Here is a 14,620-nt window from a genome sequence, read left to right on the forward strand (position 1 = left end):
AAAGTAAAGGATTCTTTTTTGTGGTTAAACCTAATCACGATATTGGTCGTGAGTTGGCTGAAAGAGATCTTCCTCGATATCTCTCACCATAGAAAAATGATCAACATTATAATGACCGTGTAGAGTTTTATTATGATGACCAATAATTTGCTCTGCAGACAATACGTCAGAATCAGTTGTGGAATGACCATTTTTAATTAATGTAACATCAAAACCTTGTACAGTTGCTGTCCTAACTGCGGTGTCAATGCAATGTTCTGTTTTACATCCACCTATAACAATATGATTGATTTTTTCTTCTTTTAAAAGTTCAAGTAAAGAAGTGCCATAGAATGAATTTGTTGCTGCTTTATTAATAAGGGTTGCAGACTGAGGTGCTTTAATTTGATTATGTACTTCAAATCCTTCTCCTGTACCAGAAGCAACATCGATATCTCTTACGAAGACAATAAGGGCATTTGAATCTATTGCTTGCTGTACAGCGGTATTTAGTGTTGCTAATAGCTCGGTTTTACGGAAAACTTCATTTTCTTGTTCATTTCCATCAATTAATTCTTGCTGAGCATCGATAATTAATAGTGCTTGTTTCATTCGATATCCCCTTTAATATAAAATAAATTTCCCTTTACATATTCTTTTATATTGTAAGGAACTCCTTTTTTTTCTAAGAAGTAGACGATAGATTTACAAAGTTGTCAAATAAATTTCATTCTCATAGAGTATAAAAACATGTATGATAGGAAGTGGAGAATTTTTGAGTAGGTGGGAATATTATGCAAACAGTAGAAGATTATCTTTCATTCTTACATACGAAAGGATTTAAATTATCAGAGGAAGCACAAGGGTTTATCATGTTCGGACAAGGATATACTGGTGCATCTGATGGAATTGTGAACGCGGCAATAGAAGCGACAATTAAACATCAATTACAGTTTGATGGCAGTTATTTTGTTGCGTTATTAGAACGATTGAAAGAGGAAGAAATTACAGATAAAAAAAGCGCTAAGGCTTTTATGCGGAAGTTACAAGCGTAACTTCACGCAGCCCGCGCTTCTTTTTTCGTTTTGGAAGGTAGTTCAACAAAAACCATGCCTAGGAAAATACATAAACATCCAATAATAGCAGAAATAGAAAGCTGTTCATTTGCAACTAGAACGCCTGTTAATGCAGCAAAAACGGGCTCCATTGCGAAAATAATTGCTACTCTTGTTGGAGAAGTATGTTTTTGTGCCGATGTTTGAATGAAAAAAGCAATGGATGTCGCAAACAGGGAAGTTAGAAAGAGAGCGAATAAAAAGGAATGATTCGTCCATAGTGATATTGAAAATAACTTTTCCCAATCTTCAAACAAAAAAGCGCAAATGGAAGAAAATATACCAACAGCTAATACTTGAGATGTGCTTAATAATAAAGGAGAGATTCTTTTAGAAAAGAAGCCGTTAACAAGAATATGGGCAGCGAAAGCGACAGCGCAACCGAGAACGAGTATATCTCCAATGTTTAATTGAAAAGAATCACCAGCAGTTAATAAATATAAACCTGCTGTCGCTACAGCAATACCAAGTACGATGAAAATTGTAGCCCGCTGTTTTAAAAAGATAAAAGATAGGATTGGAACCATAACGATGCTAAGTCCAGTTAAGAAACCAGCTTTTGAAGAGGTTGTATAAAGTAAGCCGAATGTTTGTAATAAATAGCCAACACATAAAAAGAATCCAACAATCAATCCAGCGAGACTACTCTGTTTTATATCTTGTTTTGAAGTTTTTTGTGAGAAAATCATTTGAACGAATAATAAAATAATTCCAGCGAATAAAAAGCGAATGCCATTGAAAGTAAAGGGTCCGACAAAAGACATAGCATTTTGAACGACAACAAACGTAGCTCCCCAAATAAAAGAGACAAATAATAAAGCAAGAGGAGCAATCCACTCTTTTTTCACACTCATACCCCCGTTAATTTTGTAAGATAGCTTTTCTAGCTAATTCATCAGCTACTTTATTTTGACTACTTGGAATCCACTTAATAAAAAAGAAATCGAAATTTTTTATGTACTGCAGTGCTTCCTCTAATAGTGGTGCAAATATTTTATTTTTTGCGTATTCTTTTTCGACAGCTCGCTCGACAAGCTGCGAATCGGTACGAAAAGAGACAATGTTATAATTATGCTCCGTGCAATATTTTAATGCCGCAAGTAAAGCGTGGTATTCTGCTTCATGATTGGACATTGTCCCAAGGGGCAATGATAACTGTACAGCTGGTTGCACCCCTTTAATAAACACTCCTGCACCAGAAGGACCAGGATTTCCTTTTGATGCACCATCAATATATACTTCAATCAAAATGAGAAACCTCCAAATTATAAGATGATCCCCTACTTATATGTTTCTTTGAAGTAGGGGATAGAGTAACTTAGCCGATTGTAATACTATAACGACATGTAAATGTTTCATTCGTTTGTAAAGATTGAATTCCTTTTTTTTCCTTGAAATCTTTTGCCGGATTTACTTCATCAGCAATCCCGTACCAAGGTTCAATACATAAGAAAGGTGCGTTCTCGCCTGGTGTCCATACACCGACAAATGGGAATCCGTCAAATTCTACTTTTACAAATTTATTATGTTTATGAGAACGAATAGAGATTTCATCCGTATTCATATTTTCAAAAATAAGTGCATCATTTTTGAATAAATCGTATGTAAGTGGTAATTCATTCGTATTTTCAGCGATTAATTGCTTTTTACTTGAAAGATAAGGTCCTTCTAATACGCTTGTTTCTAAGCGTTCAGAACCATTAAATGATAAATGATAATCTGTAAATGATTCGCCCTCTAATAAGGGGAAGTTGAAACCAGGATGTGCTCCGATTGAGAAGAACATCTCTTTTGAAGTAGGGTTATTTACTTCATATGTTACATGAACGATTTGTCCATCTAGCTCATAAGAAACGAGTAATTCGAATTCGTATGGGTATTTTTTTAATGTTTCTTCATTACTAGTAACAATATAAGTAATATTCGTTTCACTTTGTTCTTTTACAGAGAATGTAAGATCACGAGCAAAGCCGTGTTGTGTTAAAGAATATGGTTTACCATCTACGTAGTATGTATTATCTACTAATCGGCCGACAATTGGGAATAAAATTGGTGCGCGGCGCCCCCAATAAGTAGAATCGCCTTGCCATAAGTATTCAGTGTTATCTTCTTTTAAGCGAACGCTTTGTAATTCTGCACCTTTGTCAGAAATGGAAACGATCACTTTTTCATTTTGAATTGTTGCTGTCATGAAGTGAAACCTCCTAAATCTTTCATATGTTTTATTATACGTTGTCCAAAAGAAAAAAGGTAGTAAATGATAGGAATCTATTGACGAAAGAGTGCCTATTGCGTAAAATATAATCTTGTTGCTTAAAAACGAATAACGTGGTTCGAAACCATCCCACGGAAAAAAACTAAGGAGATTTTGTCATGAATATAAGGACATTAGTCGGTAATGGTATTTTAGCGGCATTATATATTGCTGTTTCTATGCTTATTCAGCCATTTGGCTTTACGAGTGTACAGTTTCGTATTTCAGAGATGTTTAATCATCTCGTTGTATTCAATAAGAAAGCAATTTACGGGATTGTATTAGGTGTATTTTTAACGAATCTCTTTTTCTCACCTATGATCGCTTATGATTTAGTATTTGGAGTAGGGCAATCCATTCTTGCATTACTTGCAACTATTATTTCTATGCGCTTCATTAAAGGTGTTTGGGCTCGTATGATTTTTAATACAGTTATTTTTACAGTCACAATGTTTATGATTGCAATTGAACTTCATCTTGCGTTTGATCTGCCATTTTTATTGACATGGCTAACTTGTGCAGTTGGTGAATTTGTTGTAATGGCAATTGGTATGCCTGTAATGTACTGGATTAATAAGCGAGTGCAATTTGAAAGATTTATGCAATAGATGAAAGAGCTGTCCTTACGTAGGATGGCTCTTTTTGTATGTGATTAAATTGTATATAATACTGTGACTCTTGATAAAATATAATAAAATAAATATAAGAAGTCTTATAAAAGGGGAATCTAGTATGAAATATAAAATACATTGGTTGTATAAAACGAAGCGTGGTTTACAAACTGAATTAACAACAGATTATATGAACATAGAAGAAGTGCTTCAATTTGCGGAGGATTTTGAGAAAACAGGTAGGGTGAAAGAACTATTATTTTTCGATGAAATGGACGCGGAATGGTCATTAAAAGAAATGAAAAAACTGAGTAAGCAAGTGGAGGAAGATCCGCAAGAAATTCAAGTTTATTTTGATGGTGGTTATGATGTGCAGACGAAAGAAGCTGGGGTTGGTATATGTGTATACTATAAAAAAGGAAATACAAATTACCGAATTCGTCGCAATGCATACATAGAAGGCATATATGATAATAATGAAGCGGAGTATGCAGCATTATTATACGGGATGAATACACTCGAGGAATTAGGAATTAAATATGAAGCAGTTACACTTCGTGGAGATTCTCAAGTTGTACTGCAGCAATTAGCTGGTGAATGGCCTTGCTATGATGAACATTTAAATCATTACTTAGACCAAATTGAACAAAAAGCGAAGCAAATGAAATTAAAGCTTATTTGTGAACCGATATCTAGAAAGCAAAATAAAGAGGCACATCAATTAGCAGCGCAAGCATTAGAAGGGACGACAATTGATAGTCATAAAGAAATAACCGAATAGAGAGGTGCACACGTGAAGAAGAAGCAACTCATTACAGAGGTAAATGACTTATTAGAAACGTATTGCGGAGGGTGTTTCCTGCAGGAACATAATCGGAAAAATCATAGTAAATACTATGCCCATTCTTTTTGTATACGGCAATGTACGGTTGGAGAGAAGTTGAAAAAGTATGGGGAGCAATTGTCATAAAAAAACATCCAGAGAATTTTCTCTGGATGTTTTTTAGTGCTTCGCTTCGTGTAATTGATGCTCGCATTTGCTTAATTTTTTTTCTTCATTCATTAGAAATGGCTCATCTAAATCCGTTGCAACGGATTTCATGATGTCAAGCTGAGAACGAGCCGATTCTACTGCAGTAGTGGCATGCTCTAATGTGTCTGGATCCATTGAAATTGTTGCAGAACCTACCATTTTTTGTGCAGTTTCTACACGGAATTTTACTTCTTCAAAATCATTTACATGTGACCCCATTGTTATTGCCTCCTTTGTATTTTGCGCATTTCACATAGTTTTTGCTCTGGAAAACGGAAATATACAAAGGAATAACAAAGGAGGTTACCAAGTAAGGTAACCTCCTGTCATATGTGGGATTAAAGTTTTGCTACGTTAGCAGCTTGAGGTCCACGGTTTCCTTCAGTAATGTCGAAAGATACTTCTTGACCTTCCTCTAAAGCTTTGTAGCCGTCGCTTTGAATAGCAGAGAAATGTACGAATACATCTTCAGAGCCTTCCATTTCGATAAATCCAAAACCTTTTTCATTGTTAAACCATTTTACTTTTCCTTGCATGTCACAATTCCTCCTAAAAACGATTCCTTTTTTCATTTAGTGAAATTCATCAAAAAATAATATAAATAAAAAATGCTATATTCTCGAATATTCTGCCAAATGATTAATTTAAATATACATGAATTGGTAGAATTTAGTCAAGTAAGCGTTTTTAAAATTTTGTATTTTGAATTAATTTTTTCTCGAATTTTTAAAAAGGTATAGGACAAGCCGAGTATGTAATATTCTTAAGTGAATGCTGTACATAATGAGGTGAAAGAATGGATGAGTCTTATTTATTAGATAATGAAGGGATGAAAAATAGAGTCGACATACCGAATTGGGTTGCAAAAGAATTTCATGATTTTTCGAATGTCGTGCTAGAACCAACTTTTCCGTGTTATTTCGGTTTAACAGCTTTGAAAAAGAATGAACTTCGTTATTCATTTCTCTCTCATAATGATTGGGGGCATTTACCCAATACAATGTTATCTTTTTTGGAGTTAATGAAAGAACGGCCAATTGTAAGAAGAGGCTTTTTTCTTTTTGTAGAGCCGGAATGTGAAGAGAAATCAATCGAATATTATCGAGATTATTTTTGGAAAGTACTACAATATTTACATGAAAACGATGATCAAACATGGCCGAAGCAAATTCCTGAAGATCCAGATCATTATTTATGGGAATTTTCATTTGGTGGTGAACCGATTTTTGCGTTTGGAAATGCGCCGGCTTATAAACAGCGAAAGACTAGGCATTTAGGAAATTCTCTCGTTATTGGATTCCAGCCACGAACTATTTTCGAGGGATTAGAAGGAGATCGTCCTAAAGGGTCGTATTCAAGACAAATGGTCCGTGAACGAGTTGAAAAGTGGGATCAGTTGCCGAAGCACCCTAACATTAGTCACTACGGCGATCCTAATCATCGTGAATGGAAACAATATTTCATAGGGGATGATATTGAGCCGGTTAAAGGTAAATGTCCTTTTCATCATAGAGTAGAGAAATAAGAGCCATCACCTGATGGCTCTTTTGTATATTTTGGATAAAAAAGGGTATTGTATTAGTGAATAATTTTTATGAAAGCTAGTCTATTTTCTATATTTGCATCATTACTTAATAGTAAAAGAAGTAGAAAGGATAGAGCGATGTTTGGAGCAATTATACAACAAATAGTATTGGGTATTTCATTAGCTGCGCCGGTAGGTCCAATTAATATTGAAATGTTAAAACGTGGAATTGAACGTGGATTTTGGCATGCGTGGATTGTTGGAATCGGAGGAATGACTGCTGATATTTTGTTTATGCTTCTTATTTATTTTGGTTTATCTTCTGTGTTTATGTATACATATGTACAAGCTTTTATGTACTGCACTGGGTTTTTCCTGTTATTTTATTTAGGATTTCAAAGTGTAAAACAAGGAATCTCCCACTCGAATATGGAATATAACAAAGAAGAGGTAGGTGGACTTAAACAATCTTTTATGGCGGGATTTTTAATTGCGATATCCAACCCATTAAATCTCGTTTTTTGGTTTGGTATATATGGAAGTACACTTAGCTCATTGCTTACAAAGGTAACGAAACAAGAAGCTTTTTTGTACAGTCTTTGCATTATTGTTGGTATTATTTTGTGGAACTTAAATATTGCTTTTTCTGTACATTTTGGAAGAACTTTATTAAAACCAAAAGCACTTGGCTATATTACAGCCGGAGCAGGTATTATTTTAGTAGGATATTCTATCCATTTTGCATACAAAGCTTTACAGTTGTTCACATAAGATTGAAGGGGAGATTTTTATGTATCGAACCACTATTGATGGAAAAGAAATTATCATCACGTTAGCACCAAAAATCCGAAAAGAAATTACTGACAGGAACCCATTATATGAAGCGGTATTTAAAAATGCAGCAAGGTTACTGCAAACGAAACAACCAACGTTTGCGGTAAATCATGAAGTATTTGGTCTCATTATTGGAGAAGTACAAAGAGGAGAAGTAACAGTGTTTGCAGTAGAACACATTATTCCGAAGCAAAATATATTTGGTCCGAACACTTTTTTCTCGGCAATAGAACAGCAGGCAAATTTGTAAAGTGAATAGAATAAAATAGAAAAAAATAGTCGTAACGATATGTTACGGCTGTTTTTTTGGAAAAGGGGGAAGAACGATGAAGAGAGTGGTAAAAGAGTTCTTTTTGCAACATGATATTGTTATTATGTATAGTATTTTATTAATTTTTATCATTATTTTAAAAATGCAATTTTTCACATGGATTGGTATGTTAGCGTGTATGTTTGGGATTGTTTTTTATACGTTTAACGAATATATGACACACCGTTTTTTATTCCATCTAAAGCCGCCTAAAAACGCATTTTTATTAAAAATGTTAAGAAGATTACATTATGATCATCACGTATATCCAGATGATTTAAAGCTTTTGTTTTTGCCTGTATGGTTTAGTATACCTAGCTTTACTATATATTTACTTATAACGTATGGTATTACAAAAAGTGTTACTGTTACACTTTCATTCGGAATCGGAATGATTATTATGCTCCTCGTTTATGAATGGAAACATTATATTGCACATAAACCGATTCGTCCCTTCACTAAGTTTGGAAGATGGCTAAAAAAACAGCATATATTACACCATTATAAAAATGAAAAGTTTTGGTTTGGTGTTTCAAATCCAGTATTCGATTTTATATTTGGAACGCTTAAAGATGGAAAAGAAGTTGAATTAAGCGAAACAGCTCGTAATTTAGAAAAAGAGAAAAAGACAGAAGTGGTGCGATAAGCACTACTTTTTTTATCCCGATTGGTGTGGATTGAAGTACTCGAATTTTATGGTGAAAAAGTATATTAAAAACTTAGGGGAAAATGCCGAAAAATGTCTATCGAAAAATCTTTGCAGGAATGTACGGATTGTCTAAAATGAAAATAAGTTTCTGAATATTTATAAAATTTAGTTTTTAGGTATGCAAGGGGGAAGTGCATTTCAAGTAAGAGAGGGGACCAGAGAATGAAACGAGATGATACGTCAGCACGTAAGTTACAAAATGAGGTGAATTATACAGAGGTTGTTCAGTCAGAAGATTTTCAATTGCTATTAAATAAGAAAAAGAAGTTTATCATTCCGATGAGTATTTTCTTTTTAAGTTTTTTTATTACATTACCTATTTTAACATCCTATTCAAAGGTGCTTAATACACCGGTATTTGGTGATGTTACATGGGCGTGGGTATTTGCATTTGCGCAATTTATAATGACATGGGCATTATGTTTGATTTATAGCAAAAAAGCAGAATCCTTTGATGAAATCTCGCAAAAAATTCTGCAAGATATGCAACAAGGGAGGGGCTGACTTTGAATACAACCGCTTTTGCACTATTTTTAATTATCGTCCTTGGTACACTCGTTATCACGTATTTCGCATCGAAAAAAACGAAAAATGCGAGTGAATTTTATACGGCTGGAGGGGGATTAACTGACTATTTAAGCAAAAAAAGTCCGGAAAGAAAGCGGACTATATAAATTTGTAGTCTATTATTTTTAATTCTTTTTTGCTTAATTGATTAAAGTATATCTCATCGAAAATACCACGCATAATTTTTGCCTTTGCTTCATCTGGCCATAATCTCCAACAGTTTTGCATTTCGCTAATGATATTTAATATTACCTCTTGAGATATTTTATTATTTGCATTTTCTAAAGAGTATATTAGGGACTCTTTTTTGTCATTTAACATTCTAATTTTTTCATCATATTCATGTCTTTTAAGTTCTCCTTCAATATAGAGTTCTTTAGTTCTTATTCGTTTTCCTTCGAGTGCTTTTAGTTGCTTTTCTATACTATTTTTATCTATGTGATTTGACACAGAATTTATCTTTAGGTCTTTAAATATTGAAATAAGTGTTTTTGAAAACTCACTATCTATGAGATGCTCGTTAATTAATTGCTGGTCACAAACCCCATGAACAACTTTACTACATCTATAATATTTATATTGCGTCCCTTTCGTTGTGATTGTGGTTCCAGACATCTTGCCGCCGCATTTGGGGCATATTAGAATACCACTGAATGGAAATATACTGTCATTCTTCACGCGTGTTGGTGATAGGGTTCTTTTCTTTATAATGTATTGTACTTTATCGAATAATTCTTCTGTAATAATTGATTTGAATCCTTGTATATTAACTTTAGCAAGTTGTGTCTTACCGTCTTTTTCATATGTTACATATCCTTTGTACAGTGGATTATGTAGCATTCTAAGAATAGACCTCATTAACCATTTATGCCCATCCCTTGTACGATATCCTTGTTCATTCAATATTTTAGCAATCGCTTGTGCGCCATGTGTAATAGCTTTATTAAAACAGAACTGAACAATTTTTTCTTCCTCTTTAATAACGGTGACTACGCTATCTTTTAATAAATACCCGTAAGGCATTGGGCCACCGTTCCATAATCCTTTTTTAGAACGTTCATTTAAAATCATACTAACACGTTCGGCTGTTTGTTCGCGTTCCCATTGAGCCAAAGTACCAATTATATTTATCATCATTCTTCCAGTTGCCGTTGTGGTGTCTAACGATTCTGTTGAGCTTTTAAATTTAACTTGATATTTTTCAAATTCTTTTATCATGTCATTTAAGTCACGAACAGAACGACAAAGTCGATCTAATTTGTATACAAGAATAATGTCAAATTGTTTTTCCCTCATATTAGATAACATGCGCTGTAAAGCTGGACGATTCATATCTTTAGCGCTGTATCCATCATCTATATAGTCAGATGCAACTTCCCACCCCTGACTGATAGCGAATGCACACAGCCTTTCTTTTTGAGCTTCTAAAGAGGAACCTTTTTCAGCTTGCATATCCGTTGACACTCTTCTATAAATTGCACACTTCATGTTTTATTCTCCCTAATATAATAATGTTGTTTCAATAAAATTATTATGAAAATGTACAACCTTATTGGTTATCATACGAAAAAATGTACATTTTCTCTTCTTGTTTTTAGCAATTTGGTAATAATATTAATCATGTTTTCACTTACCTTGAGATACGATGTCATTTTGTATTGAATCATTGTAAAGAAATCAATGCACAGTCACTTCAATTTGTAATCGTATTCCAAAATTCTTGTTCCTGTTGAAACTTTTTTGAAATGTATGTTCGTATAATATAATTAGACGGAAGTTAACCGTCTAATTAAACATGTATATTGATGGTTTATTCAATATCATCCCATGAAGGTGATACACAATACAAGTACTTGCCAAGTATTTGTATTTCATCCCCTGCATCTGATGAATACATTTGTTCTTTATGTTTTTCGTTAGATGAACATGGGATTAAGACTATTGAGTTTGGGAATATATAGATTTTTTTTAATGTTGCGTCACACCCATTCACTAATACGGCGACAATTTGTCCGTTTTCTGCGTATTCTTGTTTTCTGAGAACGGCATAATATCCATCTGGGATTATTTTATCCATGCTATCACCAGATATTTGCAAGGCAAACACTTCACCTTTAGTAGGATAAGGTAAGCATATCTCATCCACAAAATCTTCGATTGCTTCAATTGGAAGACCTGCTGCTATTTTACCCAGAACAGGAACTTTATGATGTTGACAAGCATCTTCATTTTTAACTGTATTTGTTGTCGCTAATGATAAGTCTGTGAAAAATAAATCATCGACAGTTACGTTGAATAGATCGGCAATAATTTTCACAACACCAAATGTTGCGGGTTCTTTTAATCCTTTTTCCCATTCCGAAATGCTCGATTGATTCACTTCCAAAATAGATGCTAATTGTTTTTGAGTTAATTTATTTTTTTTTCTTAAGAACTTAAGGTTGTATTTAAAATATTTTTTCTTCATCTTATTCACCTCTTTTCTTCATGGTTTAGTATACGACAAATATATCGCATTATGCAATCTTTTTGATGATTTTATAAAAAAATATAGTATTTATGGTATTTTTATATTGATTTAAATATCGCATAATGCTATATTTAGGCGAAGGGAGGTGATAGAATGATTGCAAAAAAAAGAAGATACCCAATTAAAGAATTACGTTGTAGATTTGGACTTTCTCAATCATATGTTGCTAATTATATTGGAGTCAGCAGAGATCATTACTCGCTGATAGAAAATAACAAACGTTCAATTGCTTCTGTGAGGACGGGGGTTGTATTTAAATTAGCTGAACTATTCGAAGTGAAAGTGGATGACTTTTTTTTAAATATAATTATCGCACAAAGCGATAATGGAGAACGGGAGGTTTGTGGATGGGTCAATTAGTTATAACAAATGAACAACCGCTACATAGCACATTGGTATTTGAAAACAACGGTGAAATAGTAACAAATCAACCGAAAGCAATGAATGTGAAAGAGTATTCTGGAGAATATGAAATTAAACGAAGAGGCTATGAATTTTATCGAAGGATGGAGAGCGTTATTTAACGGGAATAAAACAGCATAGGAGGAATTACTATGGGGTGTAAAATCATTTTAGATGGAAAACGTATGCAATTTGTGGCAGATGTAGTTGTTGAGTTTGTTGATAAATATGGGGCGGATGCTTTTCGTCAACCCAAAGACAAAAAAGCTAGAGGAATCAGTAAATCTATCAATCAACTACAACAATGTAAAAGTAGCTGATGGTTTTAAACCGGAGTTTAGAAATTAAGCATAGGAGGAATCAAAATGAATCAACTACAAACTTTTAAAAACGAAATTTTTAAGGTATTTGCAAAACTTGAAAATGGCGAAGTGCTATTTGATGTAGAGCAAGTTGCGAAAAGTTTAGGATTCACTCAAAAGAAAAATGGAAAAATCTATATTAGATGGGTGACTGTTAACGGATATCTTAAAAAATATGTTTCCCAAGAAGTTGGGAAAGGAGATTTAATCCCAGAACCATTAGTGTATAAGCTAGCTTTCAAAGCAAGTAACGAAATAGCGGAAGCGTTCCAAGATTGGTTAGCAATTGAAGTTCTTCCGACAATTCGCAAACACGGTGCCTACATGATAGACCGAGTCTTAGAACAAGCGGTAAGCAATCCAGACTTTGCAATTGGTCTTCTCACTAAACTAAAAGAAGAGAAACAAAAACTTGCGGCGGCACAACGACAAATTGAACAACAGCGACAGAAGGTGTTGTTCGCAGACAGTGTGTCAGCAGCCGAGACATCCATTCTGGTAAGAGGATTAGCGAAAATTTTAAGGCAAAATGGAGTAGATACAGGTGAAAAGAGATTATTTAAATGGCTTCGGGAAAATGGATATTTGGTGAAGAAGAAGGGAGCTGATTACAATAGTCCAACGCAATATTCGATGGAGTTAGGTTTGTTTGACACGGATGAAACATCGATAACGCGTTCAAGCGGAAAAATTGAATTGCGTATCACCCCAAAAGTAACAGGTAAAGGGCAACTGTATTTCATCAATAAATTTTTAGGCAAAAACCAAACTGCATAGGAGGGTAACTTATAACATCAGCGACAGATATAACAGCGAATTTGATGTAAAGGAGTTTTGTAATGGTAGACGTAGTAGCTGCAACGTTCGAAGCAGAGCAAGCAATTATCGAAGATAAACGAAAACAAGGAATAAATGGGTTTGAGTGGTTAGTCATGCAGGTGGTATTGGATGAAAAACGTAAAAAATCTTTAGACGATTGGGTGAGGTTAAGCCCTCTAACCTCCAAGAGGAAAGTGGGTCCACTTATCTTGTTTTCCGATGCAGTTCGATTAGACGCAGATGCATTTCATAAAATGTATGAATTAAACTGGTGGATGGCATTTGATGAAGCATTAACTTATTTTGCCCTCATGAAAGAGAGGAATTATGACATGTACTTCGATGCACTTCAAGATATTTTTCGTGAGGGAGAAGAGTGCGAAAAGGAAATAGATTGAGGAACAGTGATTAAGAAATCCACAACTTACTAACGGTTTATCCACAATATCCACATTGAAAATGAGGAGGAGTCAAAATGAAAATACAAAGGCAAGAATGGCTAGCTATGAAGCCGGAGCAAAAACGTAAGCTATTAAGACGAAAAGTTGTAGAGAATCGGAACAAATTTGCTAATAAGCAATGGGAAGTACTGATTTTACAACAAGATCAACAAACGTTTTGGCAATGCACAAAAGCGTGTCGTTTGTCTGATAAATTTTTAGCAGAATCATAACAAACAAGTTAAATAGCGAGTGGTTGTAAAAATTAATCATAGTTTAATGATGCGGAAACTATGATTAATGCATAAAAAAGAAACCCATTGCAGTGGGGCGCTTTGAAAAATAAAATTTTGCAGTCAGTATATCACAAGTATTGAACACATGAAAGGATTACTCATATATAGGAGGACTAAACGTGATTACATGCAACCTAAAGAAGGTCTTAGTCGAAAAGAATTTACGTATCACAAAAGTTTCAAAGGATACAGGAATATCTCGACAAACGCTAACAGCACTAGCGACCCACACAAATCAAGGTATTCGATTTGATACCTTAAATAAATTATTAAATTATCTTCAAGTAGGTGTAGAAGAATTAATTACCTGTCACAGAGATGATCTGAGCGATAGGGGAATGAATATAGCATTTCCGATTAACGAGCTAACAAAAGGGTTAATTATTCGAATTACAGGATTAGAGTATCTTCCGGATGTAGCATTCATCGGTAGATTCGCTAAGCTCGCGAATGATGTTTTAAGTGTAGATGACGTCTATTATGATGGACGAACTCATGGAACAGAGCTGTTTTCAGGAAACTCACTTTTGGTTGATATTCCAACATCTGAACAGATTTTTGAATATGGAATGGTCTGTGGGGTGGAAAAGAGCGAGGGGGATGAAAATGATTGAAAATCCAATGGTCATGCATAACGGATACGGAATCAGGGACTCGCAAGAATTTGAGCCGATACCTATCAAGGATATATGTGGGGCGGAAGTGTTTCCTGATGAAGATATTTTAGTGTCACCGGACGGAGAAGTGTTGTCGAAGGAGAATGTAGTGCAGTACTTAATTTCCAGTCTTGGATTTGAGGAAAGAAGGGCAGGTGAGTGAGGGAAATATACAACG

The 14,620-nt window shown here is 34.4% G+C and carries 25 protein-coding genes, 1 pseudogene and 1 riboswitch; of the genes and pseudogenes, 18 read left to right on the plus strand and 8 right to left on the minus strand.

Going from position 1 to position 14,620, the window contains the following annotated elements:
• Window positions 1-30: 30 nt before the first annotated feature.
• A complete protein-coding gene (locus I6L50_RS14265) occupies window positions 31-591 on the minus strand; it encodes a cysteine hydrolase family protein (protein ID WP_219301843.1) in 561 nt (186 codons plus the stop codon).
• A 182-nt stretch (window positions 592-773) separates the two neighbouring features.
• Between I6L50_RS14265 and I6L50_RS14270 the strand changes: the two genes are divergently transcribed.
• Window positions 774-1,034, plus strand: a complete 261-nt coding sequence (locus I6L50_RS14270) for a DUF6123 family protein (RefSeq protein ID WP_001195212.1) — start codon at window positions 774-776, stop codon at window positions 1,032-1,034.
• Window positions 1,035-1,036: 2 nt separating this feature from the next.
• On the opposite strand, the gene I6L50_RS14275 is transcribed toward I6L50_RS14270, so the two are convergent.
• From I6L50_RS14275 to I6L50_RS14285, 3 genes are all read right to left on the minus strand, one after another.
• A complete protein-coding gene (locus tag I6L50_RS14275; RefSeq protein WP_219301844.1) occupies window positions 1,037-1,942 on the minus strand; it encodes a DMT family transporter in 906 nt (301 codons plus the stop codon).
• Window positions 1,943-1,955: 13 nt separating this feature from the next.
• Entirely contained in the window at window positions 1,956-2,342 is a 387-nt protein-coding gene (locus I6L50_RS14280; protein WP_219301845.1) for a reverse transcriptase-like protein, read from the minus strand.
• A 70-nt stretch (window positions 2,343-2,412) separates the two neighbouring features.
• Window positions 2,413-3,285 carry an aldose 1-epimerase family protein gene (locus I6L50_RS14285; RefSeq protein ID WP_002086548.1) on the minus strand — a complete coding sequence of 291 codons (873 nt, stop codon included), beginning with the start codon at window positions 3,283-3,285 and terminating at the stop codon, window positions 2,413-2,415.
• A 131-nt stretch (window positions 3,286-3,416) separates the two neighbouring features.
• Window positions 3,417-3,461, plus strand: a riboswitch (PreQ1 riboswitch).
• Between the two features lie 6 nt (window positions 3,462-3,467).
• On the opposite strand from I6L50_RS14285, the gene I6L50_RS14290 reads away from it, so the two are divergent.
• From I6L50_RS14290 to I6L50_RS14300, 3 genes are all read left to right on the plus strand, one after another.
• Window positions 3,468-3,956 (plus strand): QueT transporter family protein, encoded by a 489-nt coding sequence (locus I6L50_RS14290; RefSeq protein ID WP_002011909.1) that lies wholly within the window; start codon window positions 3,468-3,470, stop codon window positions 3,954-3,956.
• A 124-nt stretch (window positions 3,957-4,080) separates the two neighbouring features.
• Complete coding sequence (locus I6L50_RS14295; RefSeq protein WP_002126525.1) at window positions 4,081-4,740, plus strand: ribonuclease H family protein; 660 nt, start codon at window positions 4,081-4,083, stop codon at window positions 4,738-4,740.
• Between the two features lie 12 nt (window positions 4,741-4,752).
• A complete protein-coding gene (locus I6L50_RS14300) occupies window positions 4,753-4,929 on the plus strand; it encodes a zinc-finger domain-containing protein (protein ID WP_002011906.1) in 177 nt (58 codons plus the stop codon).
• A 33-nt stretch (window positions 4,930-4,962) separates the two neighbouring features.
• On the opposite strand, the gene I6L50_RS14305 is transcribed toward I6L50_RS14300, so the two are convergent.
• Both I6L50_RS14305 and cspB read right to left on the minus strand, forming a co-directional pair.
• Window positions 4,963-5,211 carry a DUF2564 family protein gene (locus tag I6L50_RS14305; protein WP_219301846.1) on the minus strand — a complete coding sequence of 83 codons (249 nt, stop codon included), beginning with the start codon at window positions 5,209-5,211 and terminating at the stop codon, window positions 4,963-4,965.
• 119 nt (window positions 5,212-5,330) lie between these two features.
• On the minus strand, window positions 5,331-5,528 hold the full coding sequence (cspB, locus tag I6L50_RS14310) for a cold shock-like protein CspB (RefSeq protein WP_002011904.1): 198 nt from the start codon (window positions 5,526-5,528) through the stop codon (window positions 5,331-5,333).
• Window positions 5,529-5,788: 260 nt separating this feature from the next.
• Here cspB and I6L50_RS14315 point away from each other — a divergent pair, with 260 nt between their 5' ends.
• The 6 genes and pseudogenes from I6L50_RS14315 to I6L50_RS14340 all read left to right on the plus strand — a co-directional run.
• Complete coding sequence (locus I6L50_RS14315) at window positions 5,789-6,517, plus strand: YqcI/YcgG family protein (protein WP_002086543.1); 729 nt, start codon at window positions 5,789-5,791, stop codon at window positions 6,515-6,517.
• A gap of 138 nt (window positions 6,518-6,655) precedes the next feature.
• Entirely contained in the window at window positions 6,656-7,288 is a 633-nt protein-coding gene (locus I6L50_RS14320) for a LysE family transporter (RefSeq protein WP_002086541.1), read from the plus strand.
• Window positions 7,289-7,307: 19 nt separating this feature from the next.
• Window positions 7,308-7,601: a hypothetical protein gene (locus tag I6L50_RS14325; RefSeq protein WP_002086539.1), complete on the plus strand. Its 294-nt coding sequence runs from the start codon at window positions 7,308-7,310 to the stop codon at window positions 7,599-7,601.
• 76 nt (window positions 7,602-7,677) lie between these two features.
• A complete protein-coding gene (locus I6L50_RS14330) occupies window positions 7,678-8,307 on the plus strand; it encodes a sterol desaturase family protein (protein ID WP_219301847.1) in 630 nt (209 codons plus the stop codon).
• 225 nt (window positions 8,308-8,532) lie between these two features.
• A complete protein-coding gene (locus I6L50_RS14335) occupies window positions 8,533-8,874 on the plus strand; it encodes a DUF485 domain-containing protein (RefSeq protein ID WP_219301848.1) in 342 nt (113 codons plus the stop codon).
• A 2-nt stretch (window positions 8,875-8,876) separates the two neighbouring features.
• Window positions 8,877-8,999, plus strand: a pseudogene (locus tag I6L50_RS14340) (hypothetical protein); the annotation flags it as partial.
• A gap of 37 nt (window positions 9,000-9,036) precedes the next feature.
• Here I6L50_RS14340 and I6L50_RS14345 read toward each other — a convergent pair.
• Both I6L50_RS14345 and I6L50_RS14350 read right to left on the minus strand, forming a co-directional pair.
• Complete coding sequence (locus I6L50_RS14345; protein WP_219301850.1) at window positions 9,037-10,425, minus strand: recombinase family protein; 1,389 nt, start codon at window positions 10,423-10,425, stop codon at window positions 9,037-9,039.
• Window positions 10,426-10,747: 322 nt separating this feature from the next.
• Complete coding sequence (locus I6L50_RS14350) at window positions 10,748-11,404, minus strand: S24 family peptidase (RefSeq protein WP_219301851.1); 657 nt, start codon at window positions 11,402-11,404, stop codon at window positions 10,748-10,750.
• A gap of 156 nt (window positions 11,405-11,560) precedes the next feature.
• Between I6L50_RS14350 and I6L50_RS14355 the strand changes: the two genes are divergently transcribed.
• The 8 genes from I6L50_RS14355 (at window position 11,561) to I6L50_RS14390 (ending at window position 14,605) form a co-directional block, all read left to right on the plus strand.
• Window positions 11,561-11,827 (plus strand): helix-turn-helix transcriptional regulator, encoded by a 267-nt coding sequence (locus tag I6L50_RS14355; RefSeq protein ID WP_219301852.1) that lies wholly within the window; start codon window positions 11,561-11,563, stop codon window positions 11,825-11,827.
• Window positions 11,815-11,991 carry a hypothetical protein gene (locus I6L50_RS14360; protein ID WP_219301853.1) on the plus strand — a complete coding sequence of 59 codons (177 nt, stop codon included), beginning with the start codon at window positions 11,815-11,817 and terminating at the stop codon, window positions 11,989-11,991. Before I6L50_RS14355 ends, I6L50_RS14360 begins: the two co-directional genes overlap by 13 nt.
• Before the next feature lie 30 nt (window positions 11,992-12,021).
• Window positions 12,022-12,189: a hypothetical protein gene (locus I6L50_RS14365; protein ID WP_219301854.1), complete on the plus strand. Its 168-nt coding sequence runs from the start codon at window positions 12,022-12,024 to the stop codon at window positions 12,187-12,189.
• 45 nt (window positions 12,190-12,234) lie between these two features.
• On the plus strand, window positions 12,235-13,008 hold the full coding sequence (locus I6L50_RS14370; RefSeq protein ID WP_219301855.1) for a phage antirepressor KilAC domain-containing protein: 774 nt from the start codon (window positions 12,235-12,237) through the stop codon (window positions 13,006-13,008).
• 62 nt (window positions 13,009-13,070) lie between these two features.
• Window positions 13,071-13,448, plus strand: coding sequence for a hypothetical protein (locus I6L50_RS14375; RefSeq protein WP_219301856.1), 378 nt, complete (start codon window positions 13,071-13,073; stop codon window positions 13,446-13,448).
• A gap of 77 nt (window positions 13,449-13,525) precedes the next feature.
• Complete coding sequence (locus I6L50_RS14380) at window positions 13,526-13,723, plus strand: hypothetical protein (protein WP_219303757.1); 198 nt, start codon at window positions 13,526-13,528, stop codon at window positions 13,721-13,723.
• A 182-nt stretch (window positions 13,724-13,905) separates the two neighbouring features.
• Window positions 13,906-14,400 (plus strand): helix-turn-helix domain-containing protein, encoded by a 495-nt coding sequence (locus tag I6L50_RS34845; protein ID WP_257475390.1) that lies wholly within the window; start codon window positions 13,906-13,908, stop codon window positions 14,398-14,400.
• Window positions 14,393-14,605, plus strand: a complete 213-nt coding sequence (locus I6L50_RS14390; RefSeq protein ID WP_219301857.1) for a YqaI family protein — start codon at window positions 14,393-14,395, stop codon at window positions 14,603-14,605. The genes I6L50_RS34845 and I6L50_RS14390 overlap by 8 nt, the downstream gene beginning before the upstream one ends.
• Window positions 14,606-14,620: the final 15 nt, after the last annotated feature.

The sequence above is a fragment of the Bacillus sp. FDAARGOS_1420 genome (assembly GCF_019344915.1).
Taxonomy (GTDB): domain Bacteria; phylum Bacillota; class Bacilli; order Bacillales; family Bacillaceae_G; genus Bacillus_A; species Bacillus_A mycoides.